Genomic DNA, 14,898 nt, shown 5'->3' on the forward strand with positions numbered 1-14,898 from the left:
AGATGAGGTCCCGGTGAATGCGCCTGCCTACTCTTCGTATTCTCCCGATATCAAGTTAATAGGCGCAAAAAGGGGGGACAGTAAGAATGACAGACTCAGTACCTCACAAAGCCGTTTAGTTAGAAGGTCTGCTTGCTGAAGATGTGTCCAACAACCAGCAAACAGACGATGAAATCCACGAGGACCAGCTCCTTAACTTCCTCGTCAACTCTCTTGACGAGGAAGTTGCTCTCTCACTCGCTGAAAACGCTGAACTCGATGCTGAAGACATCTACGAGGTCCTCGTCGGCGCCTGCGCCGACGGGACCTCGGTCTCTACACTCTGCAAGAGAAGCGAAGATGCACCTCACGAAAACTCGGTTCTCTACCATCTCCGCACCAAGTTCGACCTCGAGACGCTCGAACAAATCGGGAACACGCTCCTCCAGAAAGACGTTCTCGACGTCCTTCCCCAGCAGGTGGAGGTCTGCGCAGACCTCCACCTGCGGCCCTACTACGGCGACGAAGACGATACAGACGGCCTGTATCACTCACAAGCGAAGCGTGGAACCACCGCGTTTCACGCGTACGCGACACTGTACGCACGCGTGAAGAACAAACGCTACACGCTGGCGGTGCGCCGTCTCGAAGACGGCGACACCGCCAGCAGTGTCCTCGCAGAGTTCCTCGGTATTCTCGACGGCCTTGACCTCGGTGTCAAGGCCGTCTATCTTGACCGCGAATTCTACGACAGCAAGTGTTTGACGCTGCTTCAGGCGCACAACCACGCCTACGTCATGCCGATCGTCCGCTGGGGACGGACGATCAAGCGAGAACTCTCAGAAGGGTGGAGTCGCGTGATTCAGCACAGTCTGACAGCGAAACTCGACGGTCACAGCTGGACCGTCGAGTTTCCCGTCTACATCGACTGTACCTACCAGAACGGACGGTACGACGAACATGGCGTGGCGCGTCACGGCTACGCCGCTGACGCGCCGTTCATCGACTCACCACGGGACGCTCGATACCACTACGCGAAACGCTTCGGTATCGAGGCAAGCTATCGACTCTCCGAGCAAAGTATCGCGACGACCTCGACACAAAATCCGGTCGTACGGCTGTTGTACGTCGTGGTGAGCCTGCTGTTACAGAACGTCTGGCGGTATTTGCACTGGGAGTACGTGGCGACGCCCCGCCGTGGGGGGCGTCGCCTCTGGGAGTGGTCGTTCAAGGAGTTCATCAATATGGTCCGTCGAGCAGCGTGGACGGCCCTCGCGGTGCGTCGGGCCGTCCCCGCGAACCGACCACCAGACGACCGGTTCCACCGGTAACTCCCGACCGGGCTAGCCAACAGTGGGAGTGGCGACGCTGTCGCGTCGGCGGCAGCCGCCGCCGACAGCGACGGCTCTCCGCCGATCCGTCCATGATTCTGTCGTCGAGACCGCCAATGCAACCGCTCGGCCACAGAATTCAGGCTTCAGAGACAGCTAGGCGAGGATGCTTTGTGAGGTACTGAGAACAGTTTGAGACAATCGCCATTGAGGTCAGTGAACACCTCGTAGAGACTATGCAAGACAGAGGCGTTGATGATGCCCGTCTTGCAGACATGTTTTCACTTCGAGAACATTTCGGACGTAACCGGTTTCAGTCAGCGTTTGCACTTGGGACACAGGCACAGCTCGCAGGGTCGATGCACGGTCTTAGACAGTTTCTTGATGACCTTGCATTTGTTACTACCGAAGATGCGACCGTTATACTTCATGGATATGCTCCTGAATTGGAAGTTACAAAGGACATTTTCGCCTACCGGGAGGATCCCACACCGGGGTTAGCATATCGGATTTTTCACTGTGAGTACGACGGTGAAATCGGGAGAACATTGCTCTTCCAGCTATTCAGCATAGACCGTCTTAGAGAGGCGACGGTAGGAACGTCGTGGGAAGTTTCCGAAGCCAGTTACGGCCATCCCGAGTCGGAGGGTGAATCAAATACCTGGTTGGCTGTACTCACGAAGGCTTAGTCCTATCACTGAGAACCAGCAATCCCCCGATTATTCCGTATATGCTGACTTCAGCCTCTGTGTGTGTCACGCACTTCCAGTCATAGTCTAGAAGTTTCAACAGAGTCTCACTTTCTACACCCTCGTGGTCAAATCGTCGTTGAGCGACGTTCTACACGCCCATCGGTTACCGCGACGGTGTCTTTCTCTTCCAAACGTCGCACAATCTCCTGTACGTCCGCTGCTGGCCAGTCGAGCTCCTGTTGCAGGTCAGCCACCGATTTCGGTTCGTCAAGCGCGTGTAGCACTTCGAGCTCTTCGTAGACGCGTTCGGTGATCTCCGCCACGGGGCCGTGCAACGGCGTCGTCACGTTGTGTTGTTCGGTGAGGTCAGTCAACGCTTCGTTGACATACGTCACGAACAGTTCTTGCTCCAGGAGTTCGACCTGCGTCTCGAGTTCTGCTTCGACGACGTCGAACTCGAGGCCGGTCTGCATCAACGAGAACATATCCTCGATGTCGTCCACCCGACCGGCGACCGCTTTGAACAGGAAGATATCTTCTGGACTCACGAGCTCGACCACGAGATTCCCCGGGTCGAGATACCGTTCGCTCCGCTCACGGATGCCTGAAGACAGAATCAGCTTGCCGATCACCTGCTGGTTGAAAACGTCGATACGACACCCGTCATCGTTCTCGAAGATGCGCTGGGCACCGAGTTCTTCGTACTCTTCGTCCGGTTCCCGGACGATATCGTATCCTAACTCAAGGAGCACCGCTTGTAGCTGACTCAGATCGTCGCCGGAGGAGACGATGAGGTCGATATCTTTGGTCGTCTCTTTGAGTCCGCGAAACGCCATCGACCCACCGCCAATCAAGAAGACGGTGAGTGGGTTATCCAGCTGCTGGCCGATGCGCTCGAGCTCCGACCGGATGTATGAACTATCAAACCTCGCCCTCATAGCGTCACCTCGTACTCTTCAGCCAGTTCCTGGAAGTCCTCCCACTCGGGAAGTCGGGACGTCCGCTGGGCACCGCTGGTGTCGAGATACGTGTAGAGGTTGTCGACGACGTCGTCGACGCCGTACTTGGTGGCTTGGGCTCGGAGTTCGTCGCGGTCGATGTCGACGTGACTGAGCAGAAGCAGACAGTATGACTGCGTTCGTGCGCCCGAATCGACCACGAGCATGTGACAGCACAAGATCTCCGGCGAGAGCTCGCTCGTCGCCTCCGAATAGAGGTAGTACCGGCGGTCACGTGCCAACAACGGGAGGCCGTACCGCTGGAACTGGTCTGGGCCTGTCGGGATGAAGTGTTCGTCAGCGATTTCTATCGTCGTCTGCACAAGGAACTCGCCCAGAGACTCCCACAGAATCGTGTAGGTGTCGGTCTGTTCTTCGACAGTCTGACGGTGGACGTGATGGGCAAGCTCACGAGCGAATACGCTCAGCTGTTCGAAGCCGTCATTCAGTGCGTACGCGCCGTCATCAGTTTGGTAGACGATTCCGCGATGTTGAAGCGGGGCAAGCGCACGGTGGACGGTACTTCGGTGGACGTCGGCGCGGCGTGCGAGTTCGGTCGCGGTCCGTGGGGTGTCGAGGTAGTAGCACACACGGAGGGCTGCCCCTGACAACAGCTCCGGCCAGTCGATGTGTGAATACTGTTGCGTGAGGTCCGTGAGTAACTCGAGGGCCTTTGCGTCCGACAGTCGAATCCGCTTTGTTTTCCCCTGTCGACGTGTCTCGACGAGGCCAGCCGTTTCGAGGCGTTCGACGAGTTCTGAGGTGTAGCTGAGACTCCGATCAAGACTTGTTGCGAGTGCAGAGACCGTCTGCTCACCGTGGAGGGCTGTAAGGGCGCGAACCTCGCCTTCTGTGAGCATACTGTTGCATACTTGCGAACCAATATATAAATCACTTCGGTATTTTGCAACACAGACCTGGCTCTGTCGAGGACGTGGGCACAACAGATGAAAGCCCTCGGCCGCTCGGCATCCCGCGACCACCGCTGCGCTCCTCGTGCCTGCGAGATCTCGGCGAGCATTTTGTTCGTGACGCCATGCCGCAGTAACCGTTGACCAGTCCGTTCAAACGCTGTTTTCCCATCGATGTGCAAGCTATGTGCATACACCGGAACCGTTATCCGACTGTGTGCAGAACTTGCACATAGAATGAGCGCGAGTGACAAGCCCCGACGGGTCCACTTCCAGTCCCCGGAGTACCTCGTCGAGCGTCTCGACGCGATCGCGGACCTCTTCGACAAAGACCGGACCGATGTCCTCGTCGAAGCGATCCGCGAGTACATCGAAGAGACCGCCGACAGCGAGACGTTCCAGGAACTGGTGGCGACGAAATACTACGACGGTCAACTCGAATTCGAGACGGTCAAGCAGCTGGTCGGCGCCGAGACTGCCCAACGGCTCCGCCTCCTCAAAGCGGATCTCGAGGCCGAGCCACTCGATCTCGCTGCGCCCACTGACGTCAACATCTACGGCGGCGACGCGACGACGGTCGATACCGCGGACGGCGACGAGCGATGAGCAGGCCGCGGCTGCGGACAGTCGTCGCCGACACGAGTGCGCTGGTCAGTCTCGCCGTCCCACGAGCCGACGCAGCCTACGACACCGACACGGCTCCGGATCCCCTCCAGTATCTCCTCACCTCGTGTGACGTCGCCGTCCCACCAGAAGTCGTTGCAGAGCTCCGTGACATGGCTCAGTACCAGGACATCCACGGCGCTGCAGCGGCCAACGTCCTCGCCGCTCGCACCCACTACACGGTCGACGACCCCTATGAGCGAGGCGACACGCCCGAGTCGCGACCGACGTTCGGCCTCGACGACGGTGAAACCGACGGCATCGTGCTCGCGAACGCCCTCGACGTCGATGGCTTTCTGACCGACGAGTTCGGCGGGACGAATTTCGCGCTCATCCATGCGGTCCTGCAGGGTCCGCGTATCGTCCCGACACCACGGTTGCTCTGTGACTACGCCCGCAACGACCACATGACCCACGAAGAGGCACGAACGCTCATCGAGACGATTAGTCCGCATCGGAGTTGGGAGAACAGCCCCTACGCCGCTCAATTGCTGGCCCTCTTGGAGTGAACCTACCCCGAGGTCAAGCCTCGGGCTTCCTGCTTCCACGACGTTGTCAGGCGAAGTCTGACAGCCTGTCGAGGGAACCTCGGCAAACGTGCTTTGCATCCACCCGTGAAGGAGTGATTGTAGGGAGCGCAGTCTGCACAGGCGCTGACGAGAGTAGAGATCTCGTCCGCACATCAGAATCGCACGGCGATTCTGAGGACGTTGATTCGGAGCGTCCCGCCCCTAACCGCTTGCGACCGCGAGAAAGAATGTTCTTCGCCGCGTTCAGGTCTCGGCCTTCCTCGTGGCCACACGCCGGACACGAGTGTTCCCGAACCCAAATCGGCCTGTCCGTTACGGATTGATATGAACATCCGCATTCGCCACCAGCCATGTTATTATGTCGAACGGACGGCTATACTCGGCTATGTCATTCAGCGCGGACTGGCTCTCGTTGCTTGAGGAGTGCGACGCGCTTTCAGCGGACGCAACGCTTATCACTCCGCTCGCGAACAAGCGGTTCGAGATTACCGAGAGCCAAGAGCACCGTATCATCATCGAGTTCGTCACCTCGGGACAGACACAGCCGCTGCAGCGCGAGCAGTTCGAAACGCTCGTCGACCGAATCGATTCCTCCGGTGGTGTCTTCGACCTTCAGCGGTTGCCACCCGACGCAGAACCCTACGCAGCGGTGTTGAGCCTGCATCCGCGCTACGAATGCGACGAACGGGATGGGACGATCACTGAAACTGACGGCTCGACGCGTTCACAGCTAACAGAACACAATCCCACCTCATCCACCGACGCCCAGGAGCGTGCCGAACCCGATCTCGACATCTACGCCGATATGCTGCTCTTGATCGATGCGCTTGAGCGCCACGATCCGACGGCACTCTCCGAGAGTGAGACGCCCGCACTCATCAACCTCTACACGCTGCTCTCGGATGTCCAGCGAAACGCTGGTGACCTTCGTCAGGCAGTTCGGGAGGTACTGCTGGATCGGCTCCACCACGACCAACCGGTTCACGGCCAGTACGGGTCAGTGCAGCGGACGAGCCGACGCAATCGTACGTTGAAAGCCGATGAGGAAGTCATAGCCCTGCTTGAGGACGCTGGGATTCCTCGTGAACGGATTCTGGCCGTCGATCGCAAGAAGGTCGACGACGCGCTCGAGGTGACTGACCTCTCCGAAGCAGACGTCTACGAAATCGAGGAGAGCGAGTACGTGCGGAAGGCTGACGTCGACGAAGAACGCAAGGAAACACGGCTACAGGGGTTGAAAGACCAGCTCGCTCTGAGTGAGAACCCCGACGCCGAGGAGCTGCGCCAAGAGGTTGAGGAACTCGAACAGCGTATCGAGGAGTTGACTGAGTTCAAACCCGGCACAGAGATTGGTTCGCGCTCATGATGTGCGTACAAGCACGGATCGTCGGGCGAGTGTCGTTACTGATCCGTATTCGCTGGGGCGTGTCCTGTCGCATACTGGTCAGCCATTTCGACCATATCGTAGACGTGAATCCCGGTTTTGAACCAAAGTACACGATCGGCGACACTCCCGAAGTCTTCGCTGGCACACTCCAGTCGCTCCGAGACCGCTAACACGAAGTTCTCAGCCTCCACCTGCCGGATCTTCTCCAGCTTCGACTCCAAATACTCCGGGGTCCAGAATCCGACGATCTCGAGGATCGCCCGCCGACCATCGGGATGTTCGATTGCGAAGTCCGGGATCATCACTTCGGCCCCGAGGTCGAAGACATCGTCCTCGCGGACGAGTTCCCAGTCCGTGTTCGCTCGCTCCCACTTCTGAGCGAGCGTCCGTTCGACGTCACTATCGAACCGCTTGCCATCGCTGTAGTGCGAATCGAGACCTTCGCTCTGGTCAAGTGCGAACTGCCGTGTCTCGTTGGTAGTTTCGTCAACGAGAATCTCGGCGGTCATCTCCCACCGGTCACAGAGGGGTAACGCCGGCAGGAAGTTCGCCATGCGAATCCCGTACTTCTGTGACTTCGAGAACAACGAGGCTGGCCCATCCAGCACGGCCTCGTAGCCCGTAGCCTGGTCCGTACTCGAAACGCGGTCGCCGTCGGCATCGATCGGATAGATGCGATGCATCAGTCCGAACAGCTTCACGTAGCTGAACACTGTCCCGAAGTGGTCCCAGACACGAATCCGCATCTCGGTGGCGTCATAGAGGACTGCCTGGGCGAGCGCGAGGTTGTACCGAGTCAGCAGCCAGTCGACGGTGAGGTCGGTGTGCTCGTATTCCTCGGCACTGCTGCCCGTCAAATTCGTCGTCGACGGCGACGCATCACCGGTCCTCTCGTATCGGTCGGCCGTCCGCGTGCCGATTCGGACGAGCCGCTTGTTGTCCTCGAGGTCGGCGTACATCCCACGGTAGCAGTCTTCGAGCGAAATCCCGAGCTCGTCGGCAATCGCGCTATACACTTCCAGTTTCTGTGTGTCCTCACCGAGCGTCGGCTGGCGGACGATCGGATACCGCTCGTTGGCTTTCTCGAAGAGCCGCCGCCGAATCTCACGTGGGTCGACCGATGCGACGACCTCGAACTTGCACTCGTCTTTCAGGAGCTTCGCCAATCCTTGGACGATTTTGTAGTCAGTATCTGCGACGGTCAGCTCGTCGATCGCGTCTTCGAGCTCGCCCTTCGGCTCGTCGAGGTGGTCCTCGAACAACTGGATGAGTTCCCGTGCCGTCTCGCGATAGCGCTCGTCGGCTGGGTCGATAAACAGCGGTGTGATCGTCTCGTCGGTCGTGCGCGACCGGGCGAGGTTCGCGGTCAGCACTACGCATTCACCCCCTCTCGACGGCGCTGGGAAACGTACGTCTCCATCGTGTCTTCGGTGATAATTTCGTAGAGGCGTGCTGGCTGGCGGTCGTCCGTCGGCCGGAGAATGCGGCCGAGCCGCTGTGCATACTGCCGTTTCGATGCGCTCCCCGAGAGGATGATCCCGACGTTCGCCGCCGGGACGTCAATCCCCTCGTCGAGAACCTGGGAGGTGGCGAGCATCGAGTACTCTCCAGTGCGGAATCGCTCAAGAATCTCGGTGCGTTCGTCGGTCTTGGTCTGGTGCGTAATGCAGGGAACGATGAACTCCTGAGAGATTTCGTAGGCGAAGTCGTTGTTCGCGGTGAAGATGATTGCGCGGTCATCGTGATGGCGTTTGATGAGATTGTCGAGCGTGTCGAGTTTCTTCGTCGCTGTCCGGGCGAGTCGCTCGGCGCGCTGCTTGGCGATGAGCGCCCGCCGTCCCTGGGGGTCGTAGGAGGTGCGCTTGAGGAACTCCTGGTAGCCGCGTTCCTTCCAGAGATCGAAGTCGTGGCTGTCGACGTAGTCGCGATAGAGCTTGTACTCCTCGTCGTACGTCTCGCGTTCGTCAGCCGTGAGGTCGACCGACATGTGGATCGTCTCGTACTCGCTGAGGTACTCGCCGGCGAGGTCGTCGACGTGCTCCCGATAGACGACCGGCCCGAGAAGGTCCTCGAGGAGTTCGTGCTTGCCATCGGGGCGCTCGTAGGTCGCCGTGAGGCCAAGGCGATACGGCGCGATCGTCATCTCGGGGATCTGCCGGTAGGTCGGGGGTGGCAGGTGGTGTTCCTCGTCGACGACGAGCAGGCCGAACTGGTCACCGTACTCGTTGACGTAACGATAGGCGCTGTCGTAGGTCGTGACGGTGATCGCGGTGACGTCGTGGCTGCCACCGCCCAGGACGCCGATCGGCTCTGGAAGTTGGTCACCGAAGGCGTTGGTGAGCGTGGCGTGCCACTGGTTCATCAGGTCGATCGTCGGCGTCACGACCAGCGCACCGACGCCGGCGTCGGCGATGGCCTGCAGCCCGAGGAACGTTTTCCCGCTGCCCGTCGGGAGGACGACGCTCCCTCGCCGATTGTGATTAGTCCAAGCGTCGAGGGCGGCCTGCTGATAGTCGCGTGGTTCGATGTGAAGCGCCGGTGTGAGATCGAGAGCAGGATAGGCCCGCGCAGCGTCTTCGAGAGCGTGATCGAAGCCGTCCTGCAGCGTTGATTGCTCGTTTTTGTCCGCCCACACGCCCGCCCATTCGAGGAGCGGTCGATACCGATACGCCTGGGCGCGGTATTCGTCGACGCGGTCGTCCCACTCCGCATACGGGGTATCGTCGGAGGCATCACGGAGCAGGAGGGTTCCGTCGTCGAATTCGATTCGCATTCAGTATCAAGATGGATGAGTTCGGACGGATTCAATCTGTGGATTGGACGAGGGTCGGTGAGACGTGGCGCTGTCTGTCTCTGGGGAGGGATGGTTCGAGTACGGACGCATGGCTCTCAGCGGTCGAGCCAGTACTGCCAGTCTGCGATCGCCTGTTCCGTGTTACTGCTGGCATCGACAGGCTCTAATTGCTCTAATGGCACGCCAAGTGTTCTGTCCATCCACTCCACCGTTACGAACATCTGGCTGAGCGTTGGCTCAGTCGGGGACATTTCGATAACGCGTACCGTTTCGCCCACATTCAGGGGCGATTCCGCTCGCTCGATGACACACCGTGCTTCGAAGGGAAAGTCCATCGTGTCGCCCAGATACGCGTGCCAGCCCATCGCCTGTTCTTCAGCACCGTACGTATCGACGGTGATCTGCGTCTCGATGCGTTCGTCTCGCTCTTCGTCTCTCTCGGCTCGTGGCATACCCCTCAGTATGCACTCTGTTCGTAAGGTACTCTGGACAGCCGGGTCCACCTATCGAAAGCTTGCTCGACTGTGACTGCAGAATTCATTGCTTGAGTCGCCGGACAAGATTAACCAACAGCACGTGTCAAATCCGATTATTGTTGGTTAATTCGATGGACTGGAGTTGTGTGATGACGTATAGAGGCCCCTCACGGCGTGAAACCAGCTTGATAGAGGCTACTCATTGTCATGTGACCAGGATGTGTGACATCAGCCAGTCAGCGTTCGACGTCGTCGATCCAATAGCGCACTGCGCTATGGAAATTCGTAGCCACAGTTCGGACAGAAGTTTTCGTCGCCATCCAGCAGAGAGAGGCACTCAACACAGATACGGTTGCTCGGAGCGGTGGCGATATCCTCTAGAAAGTCCATCGCAGTCTGTGACGCAGCACCCGGCCGATAGCCGTCAGCGTAGCCCGGCAGTGTCGAGGCCCATCGGACGGTCCCCTCATCATCGACGACCGCGACGTTCCCAGCGATGTCGAGTCTCCCGTAGCGTTTGAACGCCTCTGACGGTGTCTGGTCAATGGTCTGGTTCAACGCACGGTTGCGTTTGAGGTCGCGCTCGTAGACCTCCTCAGGCGTCGAGGAGCGTACGTCGCCTGGGAAGTCTGTGATCGGCCCGTGCTGCTCGTCGATCCGGTCGATCTCGACAGCGATGCCGTGCTCGTCGTGCAGCGTTCGCAAGAGCCGGAGCGCGTGGTCGTGCCACTCTCGGACGTCCGCATCGGCGTAGTAGCGGAGGATCATGTGTCCTGCTCAGTGGTTTCTGCGGCTGCGATGCGATCTGAGAGGCTTTGTGCGAGCCACTCGTTGGCGAGTTCGCTCGCATGATCGACCATCTCTTGATGGCTCATCCCCCCGGTTCCGAAGGATTTGTACACGTACCATTGTTCCGCGCTTGGTTCAAAGACGATCACGTGCGTCTTCGCTTCCATATCCAGCAGGAACGCTTCGATCGTACCGGGGGATGATCCCGGAAACCCCATAGCTCCGCGAATTTTCGGGTTATCGCTCTCGCCAATCTGCTTCACAATGTCGTCGGTAATTGGTCGGCTCGGAAGCGACGAGAGGAACGAAGGTGAGGTTTCTGAACCATCGGTCATATTGCGGCGATTCGTGAGGAGTTACCTTGAATCCGTGGACTCAATCGTCCCTGCTTGCTGTGCCCCATCCCCTTCGCTGTAATCTCAGACGATGTGCCAACCAGACTTCGATGACGAATTGGTCTGTGATGGGTGACGCAACCATGATCTATGTGAGGTTATCGCCCTTCGAATTCGTCTAACAGTTCATCCAACATCGGCCGGAGCTTGTACTTTTGAGAGTGTTCATCCCGGAGTTTCTGTACGTAGCCCCGCCACTCGTCGAGTTCGCCCGCAGCGTCGGCCGCCTTTCCGGCGGTATCTAGCCAGTCTCAGTACATCACAAAGCTGGTTAGTTGAGACGTCCGCTTGCTGAAGGTGTGTCTAATACCAAGCAAGCAGACGGTTCAATCCACGAGGACCAGCTCCTTAACTTCCTCGTCAACTCCCTTGACGAGGAAGTTGCACTCACTCTCGGTGAAAACGCTGAAATCGGTGCTGAAGACATCTACGAGGTCCTCGTCGGCGCCTGCGCCGACGGGACCTCGGTCTCTACACTCTGCAAGAGAAGCGAAGATGCACCTCACGAAAACTCGGTTCTCTACCATCTCCGCACCAAGTTCGACCTCGAGACGCTCGAACAAATCGGGAACACGCTCCTCCAGAAGGACGTTCTCGACGTCCTGCCTGAGCAGGTGGAGGTCTGCGCAGACCTCCACCTGCGGCCCTACTATGGTGACGAAGACGACACGGACGGTCTCTATCACTCCCAAGCAAAGCGTGGAACCACCGCGTTCCACGCGTACGCGACACTGTACGCACGCGTGAAGAACAAACGCTACACGCTGGCGGTGCGCCGTCTCGAAGACGGCGACACCGCCAGCAGTGTCCTCGCAGAGTTCCTCGGTATTCTCGACGGCCTTGACCTCGGTGTCAAGGCCGTCTATCTTGACCGCGAATTCTACGACAGCAAGTGTTTGACGCTGCTTCAGGCGCACAACCACGCGTACGTCATGCCGATCGTCCGCTGGGGACGAACGATCAAGCGAGAACTCTCAGAAGGGTGGAGTCGCGTGATTCAGCACAGTCTGACAGCGAAACTCGACGGTCACAGCTGGACCGTCGAGTTTCCCGTCTACATCGACTGTACCTACCAGAACGGACGGTACGACGAACATGGCGTGGCGCGTCACGGCTACGCCGCTGACGCGCCGTTCATCAACTCACCACGAGACGCTCGATACCACTACGCGAAACGCTTCGGTATCGAGGCGAGCTACCGACTCTCCGAGCAAACGATTGCGACGACTACGACACAGAATCCGGTCGTACGGCTGTTGTACGTCGTGGTGAGTTTGCTGTTACAGAACGTGTGGCGGTATCTGCACTGGGAGTACGTGGCGACGCCCCGCCGAGGCGGGCGTCGCCTCTGGGAGTGGTCGTACAAGGAATTCACCAACTTGATTCGACGGGCAGCGTGGACGGCCCTCGCGGTGCGTCGGGCCGTCCCCGCGAACCGGCCACCAGACGACCGGTTTAGCCGGTAACTCTTGACCGGGCTAGCCAGCGGTGTGAGTGGCGACGCTGTCGCGTCAGCGGCTGACCGCCGCCGACAGCGACAGCTCTCCACCGATTCGTCCATGATTCTCCCGTCGAGACCGTCAATGCAACCGCTCCGACACAGAACTCAGGCTTCAGAAACAGCTAGCCGAGGATGCTTTGTGAGGTACTGATTCTCGATTCGATGGCCCTCGCACTCGCCGCGCAGAGTGAGGAGTTACAGAGCGTCCCGGAAGATCCAGAACCGGACGTCCCGCGTATCCACTACCCGATCACGCCCGCGATTGCAAACAACCCGTGGAGTGAACCATGACGATTCACGAAGCAATCAACCGACTGGACGCGGAGTTTCGAGCTTGACATACAGGGAGTCACTTGGGCAGATCAGAGGGGTCCTGGGATTCGCAGGATTTCTCATCCTAATCTATGCTATAGAGCGACTGACTGCCACTCTGTTAGGCTTTCCGAATGAACGTTTGATGCTTGAAATGCTGAGTGTGGAGCAGAAGCGTCTCCTTGTACTCACGATAGGTCCGTTTGTTCACCGTGGGGTATCGCACATCGCTGAGAACCTGGTGTTTCTCCTCATCTTCGGAGGGTACATTGAATGGCAAGTCGGATGGAGGAAGCTGTATCTCTACTGTGCCGCCACGGGGTACGGGGCGAGCTGGATACTGTTAGTCATCATCGGAGGTGCTGGTGCTGTCGGGGCGAGTAGTATCACGAATGGGTTGGAAGCAGTTGCTGGAATTGTGGGATTCGTGCGGGTCGTTGAAGAACTCCGGAACGTAAATTCAGGAGCAGATATTCTCCGGGGCGTTTCCCACGTCATCCCGTTTGTGATTGGGCTCGGATTTGCTGCCTCAACGATTCAAGCTGCAACCATGTCACCAACCGACGCGACGCAAGCGATCCACGCAATTGGTGCTCTGATAGGCGTCATTGCGGCCACATATTATCCCTTGACTCAGCTTGGTACTGGTGGCATGTTTTCTGAAGTACTCAGTTAGCAGATAACTACAGCAGCACAGATAGCGTTTCGCTGCCGCTGAGCGGTGCAGTGCACACACGGCCGTCGCGTCTCTCGATGGGTCAAACACCTCTTGACAGTCTTGAACAAACGAATCGTTTGCTCAAACGCGCTCAGTACGAAGTCGGGTGTGTACAAGCAAGTCGCCAAAGCCTCCCCGAATAGCTCAGCAGAGATCCGCACATCGGCACGTCCGCAGTTGTTTATTCCCCTGTGAGGGGTGCGGGGTGCAGACGAGACACCTCGCGAACTACCGATGGCGACGAGACACATCTACGAAACCGGCTTCGACGAGGACGTATCGAACGACGGAACCACGCCGTGTCCAGAGTGTAAGGGCGAGGTGAGAACGAACAGCGTTGAAACTGTCTGCGAGGACTGTGGACTCGTTATTGACGAGCAGCGGATCGACCATGGCCCTGAATGGAGAGCTCACGATCAGGACCAGCGAAAGCGGACGGGCGCTCCACTGACTGCGGCACGTCATGACCGAGGGCTTTCGACCGAGATCGGTCGCTGGAAAGATGCGAACGGGAACGAACTCTCCGGACGAAAGCGCCAGCGGCTATCCCGAATGCGGCGTGAACAGACTCGTGGTCGGTTCCAGTCGAAAGCCGAGCGAAACCTCGCACACGGCCTGGGTGAAGTTCGAAGAATCGCGAGCGTCCTCGAGCTCTCAGGTTCGGTCCGTGATCAGGCGTGTCAACTGTTCCGGAGCGCTCAAACCGAAGATCTGCTTCGAGGCCGATCAATCGAGGCGATAGCGGCAGCAAGCATCTACGGAGCCTGTCGCTGTAACGGTCACTCGCGGTTACTCGACGACGTCGTCGACGCAGCACGCGTCGAACAATCGAGAGTCGCGAATGCATATAAGACGCTGAACACAGAACTTGGACTGCCGACCCAGCCTGTTCGACCGAGCGAGTTCATCCCCCGTCTCGCGTCGGAACTGGATGTTCCAGCGTATATCCGACAGCGGGCTCGGAGGTTGGCTGAACAGTCAGAATCGTCAGGAGCCGCGTCGGGTGTCAAGCCGTCAGGATTCGCAGCGGCCTGTTTGTACAAGGCAGGTCGCGAAGAGGGACGGTGGCTGACGCAGGCGGAAGTGGCGGAGGTGGCGAGCGTCACTGCAACGACCATCCGGTCGCATCGAGACACGCTGAAGGAATTGACTGGCTAATTATCGAACAACGGTCACAGGAACTGGTGATCGTCGGAAAACTCGCTCTGCTACGTTTCCAACAAAGAGACGCTCAGCTACCGTTCCACCGTGACTACCGATGATTACTGTATCAAAGTCCCCAGCTCGCTTGATAATCGATTTGGCTGGGTGTCCCCACGCAACATCCGTTGAAATCTCAGTACTTCACAAAGCGTCCTCGGCTAGCTGTTTCTGAAGCATGAGTTCTGTGACCGAGCGGTTGGACTGGCGGTTTCGACGAGA

14 protein-coding genes and 3 pseudogenes are annotated in these 14,898 nt (G+C 58.5%); 8 read left to right on the plus strand and 9 right to left on the minus strand.

The window, feature by feature from the left end; all coding sequences use genetic code 11:
- Nucleotides 1–143 precede the first annotated feature (143 nt).
- Complete coding sequence (locus HVO_RS03770; RefSeq protein WP_013035157.1) at nucleotides 144–1,310, plus strand: ISH3-like element ISH51 family transposase; 1,167 nt, start codon at nucleotides 144–146, stop codon at nucleotides 1,308–1,310.
- Nucleotides 1,311–1,495: 185 nt separating this feature from the next.
- Nucleotides 1,496–1,999, plus strand: a pseudogene (locus HVO_RS20040) (class I SAM-dependent methyltransferase); the annotation flags it as partial.
- Between the two features lie 128 nt (nucleotides 2,000–2,127).
- On the opposite strand, the gene HVO_RS03775 reads toward HVO_RS20040, so the two are convergent.
- Together HVO_RS03775 and HVO_RS03780 are read right to left on the minus strand one after the other, a co-directional pair.
- Complete coding sequence (locus HVO_RS03775) at nucleotides 2,128–2,940, minus strand: DUF6036 family nucleotidyltransferase (RefSeq protein WP_013035055.1); 813 nt, start codon at nucleotides 2,938–2,940, stop codon at nucleotides 2,128–2,130.
- Entirely contained in the window at nucleotides 2,937–3,860 is a 924-nt protein-coding gene (locus HVO_RS03780) for a helix-turn-helix domain-containing protein (protein WP_013035146.1), read from the minus strand. The genes HVO_RS03775 and HVO_RS03780 overlap by 4 nt, the downstream gene beginning before the upstream one ends.
- A 288-nt stretch (nucleotides 3,861–4,148) precedes the next feature.
- On the opposite strand from HVO_RS03780, the gene HVO_RS03785 reads away from it, so the two are divergent.
- Both HVO_RS03785 and HVO_RS03790 read left to right on the plus strand, forming a co-directional pair.
- Nucleotides 4,149–4,517, plus strand: coding sequence for a hypothetical protein (locus HVO_RS03785; RefSeq protein ID WP_004040797.1), 369 nt, complete (start codon nucleotides 4,149–4,151; stop codon nucleotides 4,515–4,517).
- Entirely contained in the window at nucleotides 4,514–5,083 is a 570-nt protein-coding gene (locus HVO_RS03790) for a hypothetical protein (RefSeq protein ID WP_004040798.1), read from the plus strand. The genes HVO_RS03785 and HVO_RS03790 overlap by 4 nt, the downstream gene beginning before the upstream one ends.
- 46 nt (nucleotides 5,084–5,129) lie before the next feature.
- Here HVO_RS03790 and HVO_RS20045 read toward each other — a convergent pair.
- Nucleotides 5,130–5,441, minus strand: a pseudogene (locus tag HVO_RS20045) (zinc ribbon domain-containing protein); the annotation flags it as partial.
- A gap of 48 nt (nucleotides 5,442–5,489) precedes the next feature.
- On the opposite strand from HVO_RS20045, the gene HVO_RS03795 reads away from it, so the two are divergent.
- Complete coding sequence (locus HVO_RS03795; RefSeq protein ID WP_004040800.1) at nucleotides 5,490–6,470, plus strand: hypothetical protein; 981 nt, start codon at nucleotides 5,490–5,492, stop codon at nucleotides 6,468–6,470.
- Nucleotides 6,471–6,505: 35 nt separating this feature from the next.
- On the opposite strand, the gene HVO_RS03800 is transcribed toward HVO_RS03795, so the two are convergent.
- From HVO_RS03800 to HVO_RS03820, 5 genes are all read right to left on the minus strand, one after another.
- Entirely contained in the window at nucleotides 6,506–7,864 is a 1,359-nt protein-coding gene (locus tag HVO_RS03800; RefSeq protein WP_004040801.1) for a DUF790 family protein, read from the minus strand.
- On the minus strand, nucleotides 7,864–9,264 hold the full coding sequence (locus tag HVO_RS03805) for a DEAD/DEAH box helicase (protein ID WP_004040802.1): 1,401 nt from the start codon (nucleotides 9,262–9,264) through the stop codon (nucleotides 7,864–7,866). The genes HVO_RS03800 and HVO_RS03805 overlap by 1 nt, the downstream gene beginning before the upstream one ends.
- A 116-nt stretch (nucleotides 9,265–9,380) precedes the next feature.
- On the minus strand, nucleotides 9,381–9,737 hold the full coding sequence (locus tag HVO_RS03810; protein ID WP_004040803.1) for a calcium-binding protein: 357 nt from the start codon (nucleotides 9,735–9,737) through the stop codon (nucleotides 9,381–9,383).
- Between the two features lie 297 nt (nucleotides 9,738–10,034).
- A complete protein-coding gene (locus tag HVO_RS03815) occupies nucleotides 10,035–10,529 on the minus strand; it encodes a zinc ribbon domain-containing protein (protein ID WP_004040804.1) in 495 nt (164 codons plus the stop codon).
- Nucleotides 10,526–10,885 (minus strand): hypothetical protein, encoded by a 360-nt coding sequence (locus HVO_RS03820; RefSeq protein ID WP_013035075.1) that lies wholly within the window; start codon nucleotides 10,883–10,885, stop codon nucleotides 10,526–10,528. The genes HVO_RS03815 and HVO_RS03820 overlap by 4 nt, the downstream gene beginning before the upstream one ends.
- Nucleotides 10,886–11,244: 359 nt before the next feature.
- On the opposite strand from HVO_RS03820, the gene HVO_RS03825 reads away from it, so the two are divergent.
- From HVO_RS03825 to HVO_RS20050, 3 genes are all read left to right on the plus strand, one after another.
- On the plus strand, nucleotides 11,245–12,411 hold the full coding sequence (locus HVO_RS03825) for an ISH3-like element ISHvo20 family transposase (protein WP_013035046.1): 1,167 nt from the start codon (nucleotides 11,245–11,247) through the stop codon (nucleotides 12,409–12,411).
- A 369-nt stretch (nucleotides 12,412–12,780) separates the two neighbouring features.
- Nucleotides 12,781–13,434 carry a rhomboid family intramembrane serine protease gene (locus tag HVO_RS03830; RefSeq protein ID WP_236995448.1) on the plus strand — a complete coding sequence of 218 codons (654 nt, stop codon included), beginning with the start codon at nucleotides 12,781–12,783 and terminating at the stop codon, nucleotides 13,432–13,434.
- A gap of 276 nt (nucleotides 13,435–13,710) precedes the next feature.
- Nucleotides 13,711–14,634 carry a transcription initiation factor IIB gene (locus HVO_RS20050; protein ID WP_013035124.1) on the plus strand — a complete coding sequence of 308 codons (924 nt, stop codon included), beginning with the start codon at nucleotides 13,711–13,713 and terminating at the stop codon, nucleotides 14,632–14,634.
- Here HVO_RS20050 and HVO_RS20055 read toward each other — a convergent pair.
- Nucleotides 14,635–14,811 (minus strand): annotated as a pseudogene (locus tag HVO_RS20055) (universal stress protein); the annotation flags it as partial.
- Nucleotides 14,812–14,898: the final 87 nt, after the last annotated feature.

This window comes from Haloferax volcanii DS2, from assembly GCF_000025685.1.
GTDB classification, from domain to species: domain Archaea; phylum Halobacteriota; class Halobacteria; order Halobacteriales; family Haloferacaceae; genus Haloferax; species Haloferax volcanii.

Coding starts and splice junctions, on each gene's coding strand:
- HVO_RS03820 (WP_013035075.1), bottom strand. CDS start 10,885: ATGACCGATGGTTCAGAAACCTCACCTTCGTTCCTCTCGTCGCTTCCG.
- HVO_RS03775 (WP_013035055.1), bottom strand. CDS start 2,940: ATGAGGGCGAGGTTTGATAGTTCATACATCCGGTCGGAGCTCGAGCGC.
- HVO_RS03805 (WP_004040802.1), bottom strand. CDS start 9,264: ATGCGAATCGAATTCGACGACGGAACCCTCCTGCTCCGTGATGCCTCC.
- HVO_RS03780 (WP_013035146.1), bottom strand. CDS start 3,860: ATGCTCACAGAAGGCGAGGTTCGCGCCCTTACAGCCCTCCACGGTGAG.
- HVO_RS03790 (WP_004040798.1), top strand. CDS start 4,514: ATGAGCAGGCCGCGGCTGCGGACAGTCGTCGCCGACACGAGTGCGCTG.
- HVO_RS03785 (WP_004040797.1), top strand. CDS start 4,149: ATGAGCGCGAGTGACAAGCCCCGACGGGTCCACTTCCAGTCCCCGGAG.
- HVO_RS03815 (WP_004040804.1), bottom strand. CDS start 10,529: ATGATCCTCCGCTACTACGCCGATGCGGACGTCCGAGAGTGGCACGAC.
- HVO_RS20050 (WP_013035124.1), top strand. CDS start 13,711: ATGGCGACGAGACACATCTACGAAACCGGCTTCGACGAGGACGTATCG.
- HVO_RS03795 (WP_004040800.1), top strand. CDS start 5,490: ATGTCATTCAGCGCGGACTGGCTCTCGTTGCTTGAGGAGTGCGACGCG.
- HVO_RS03810 (WP_004040803.1), bottom strand. CDS start 9,737: ATGCCACGAGCCGAGAGAGACGAAGAGCGAGACGAACGCATCGAGACG.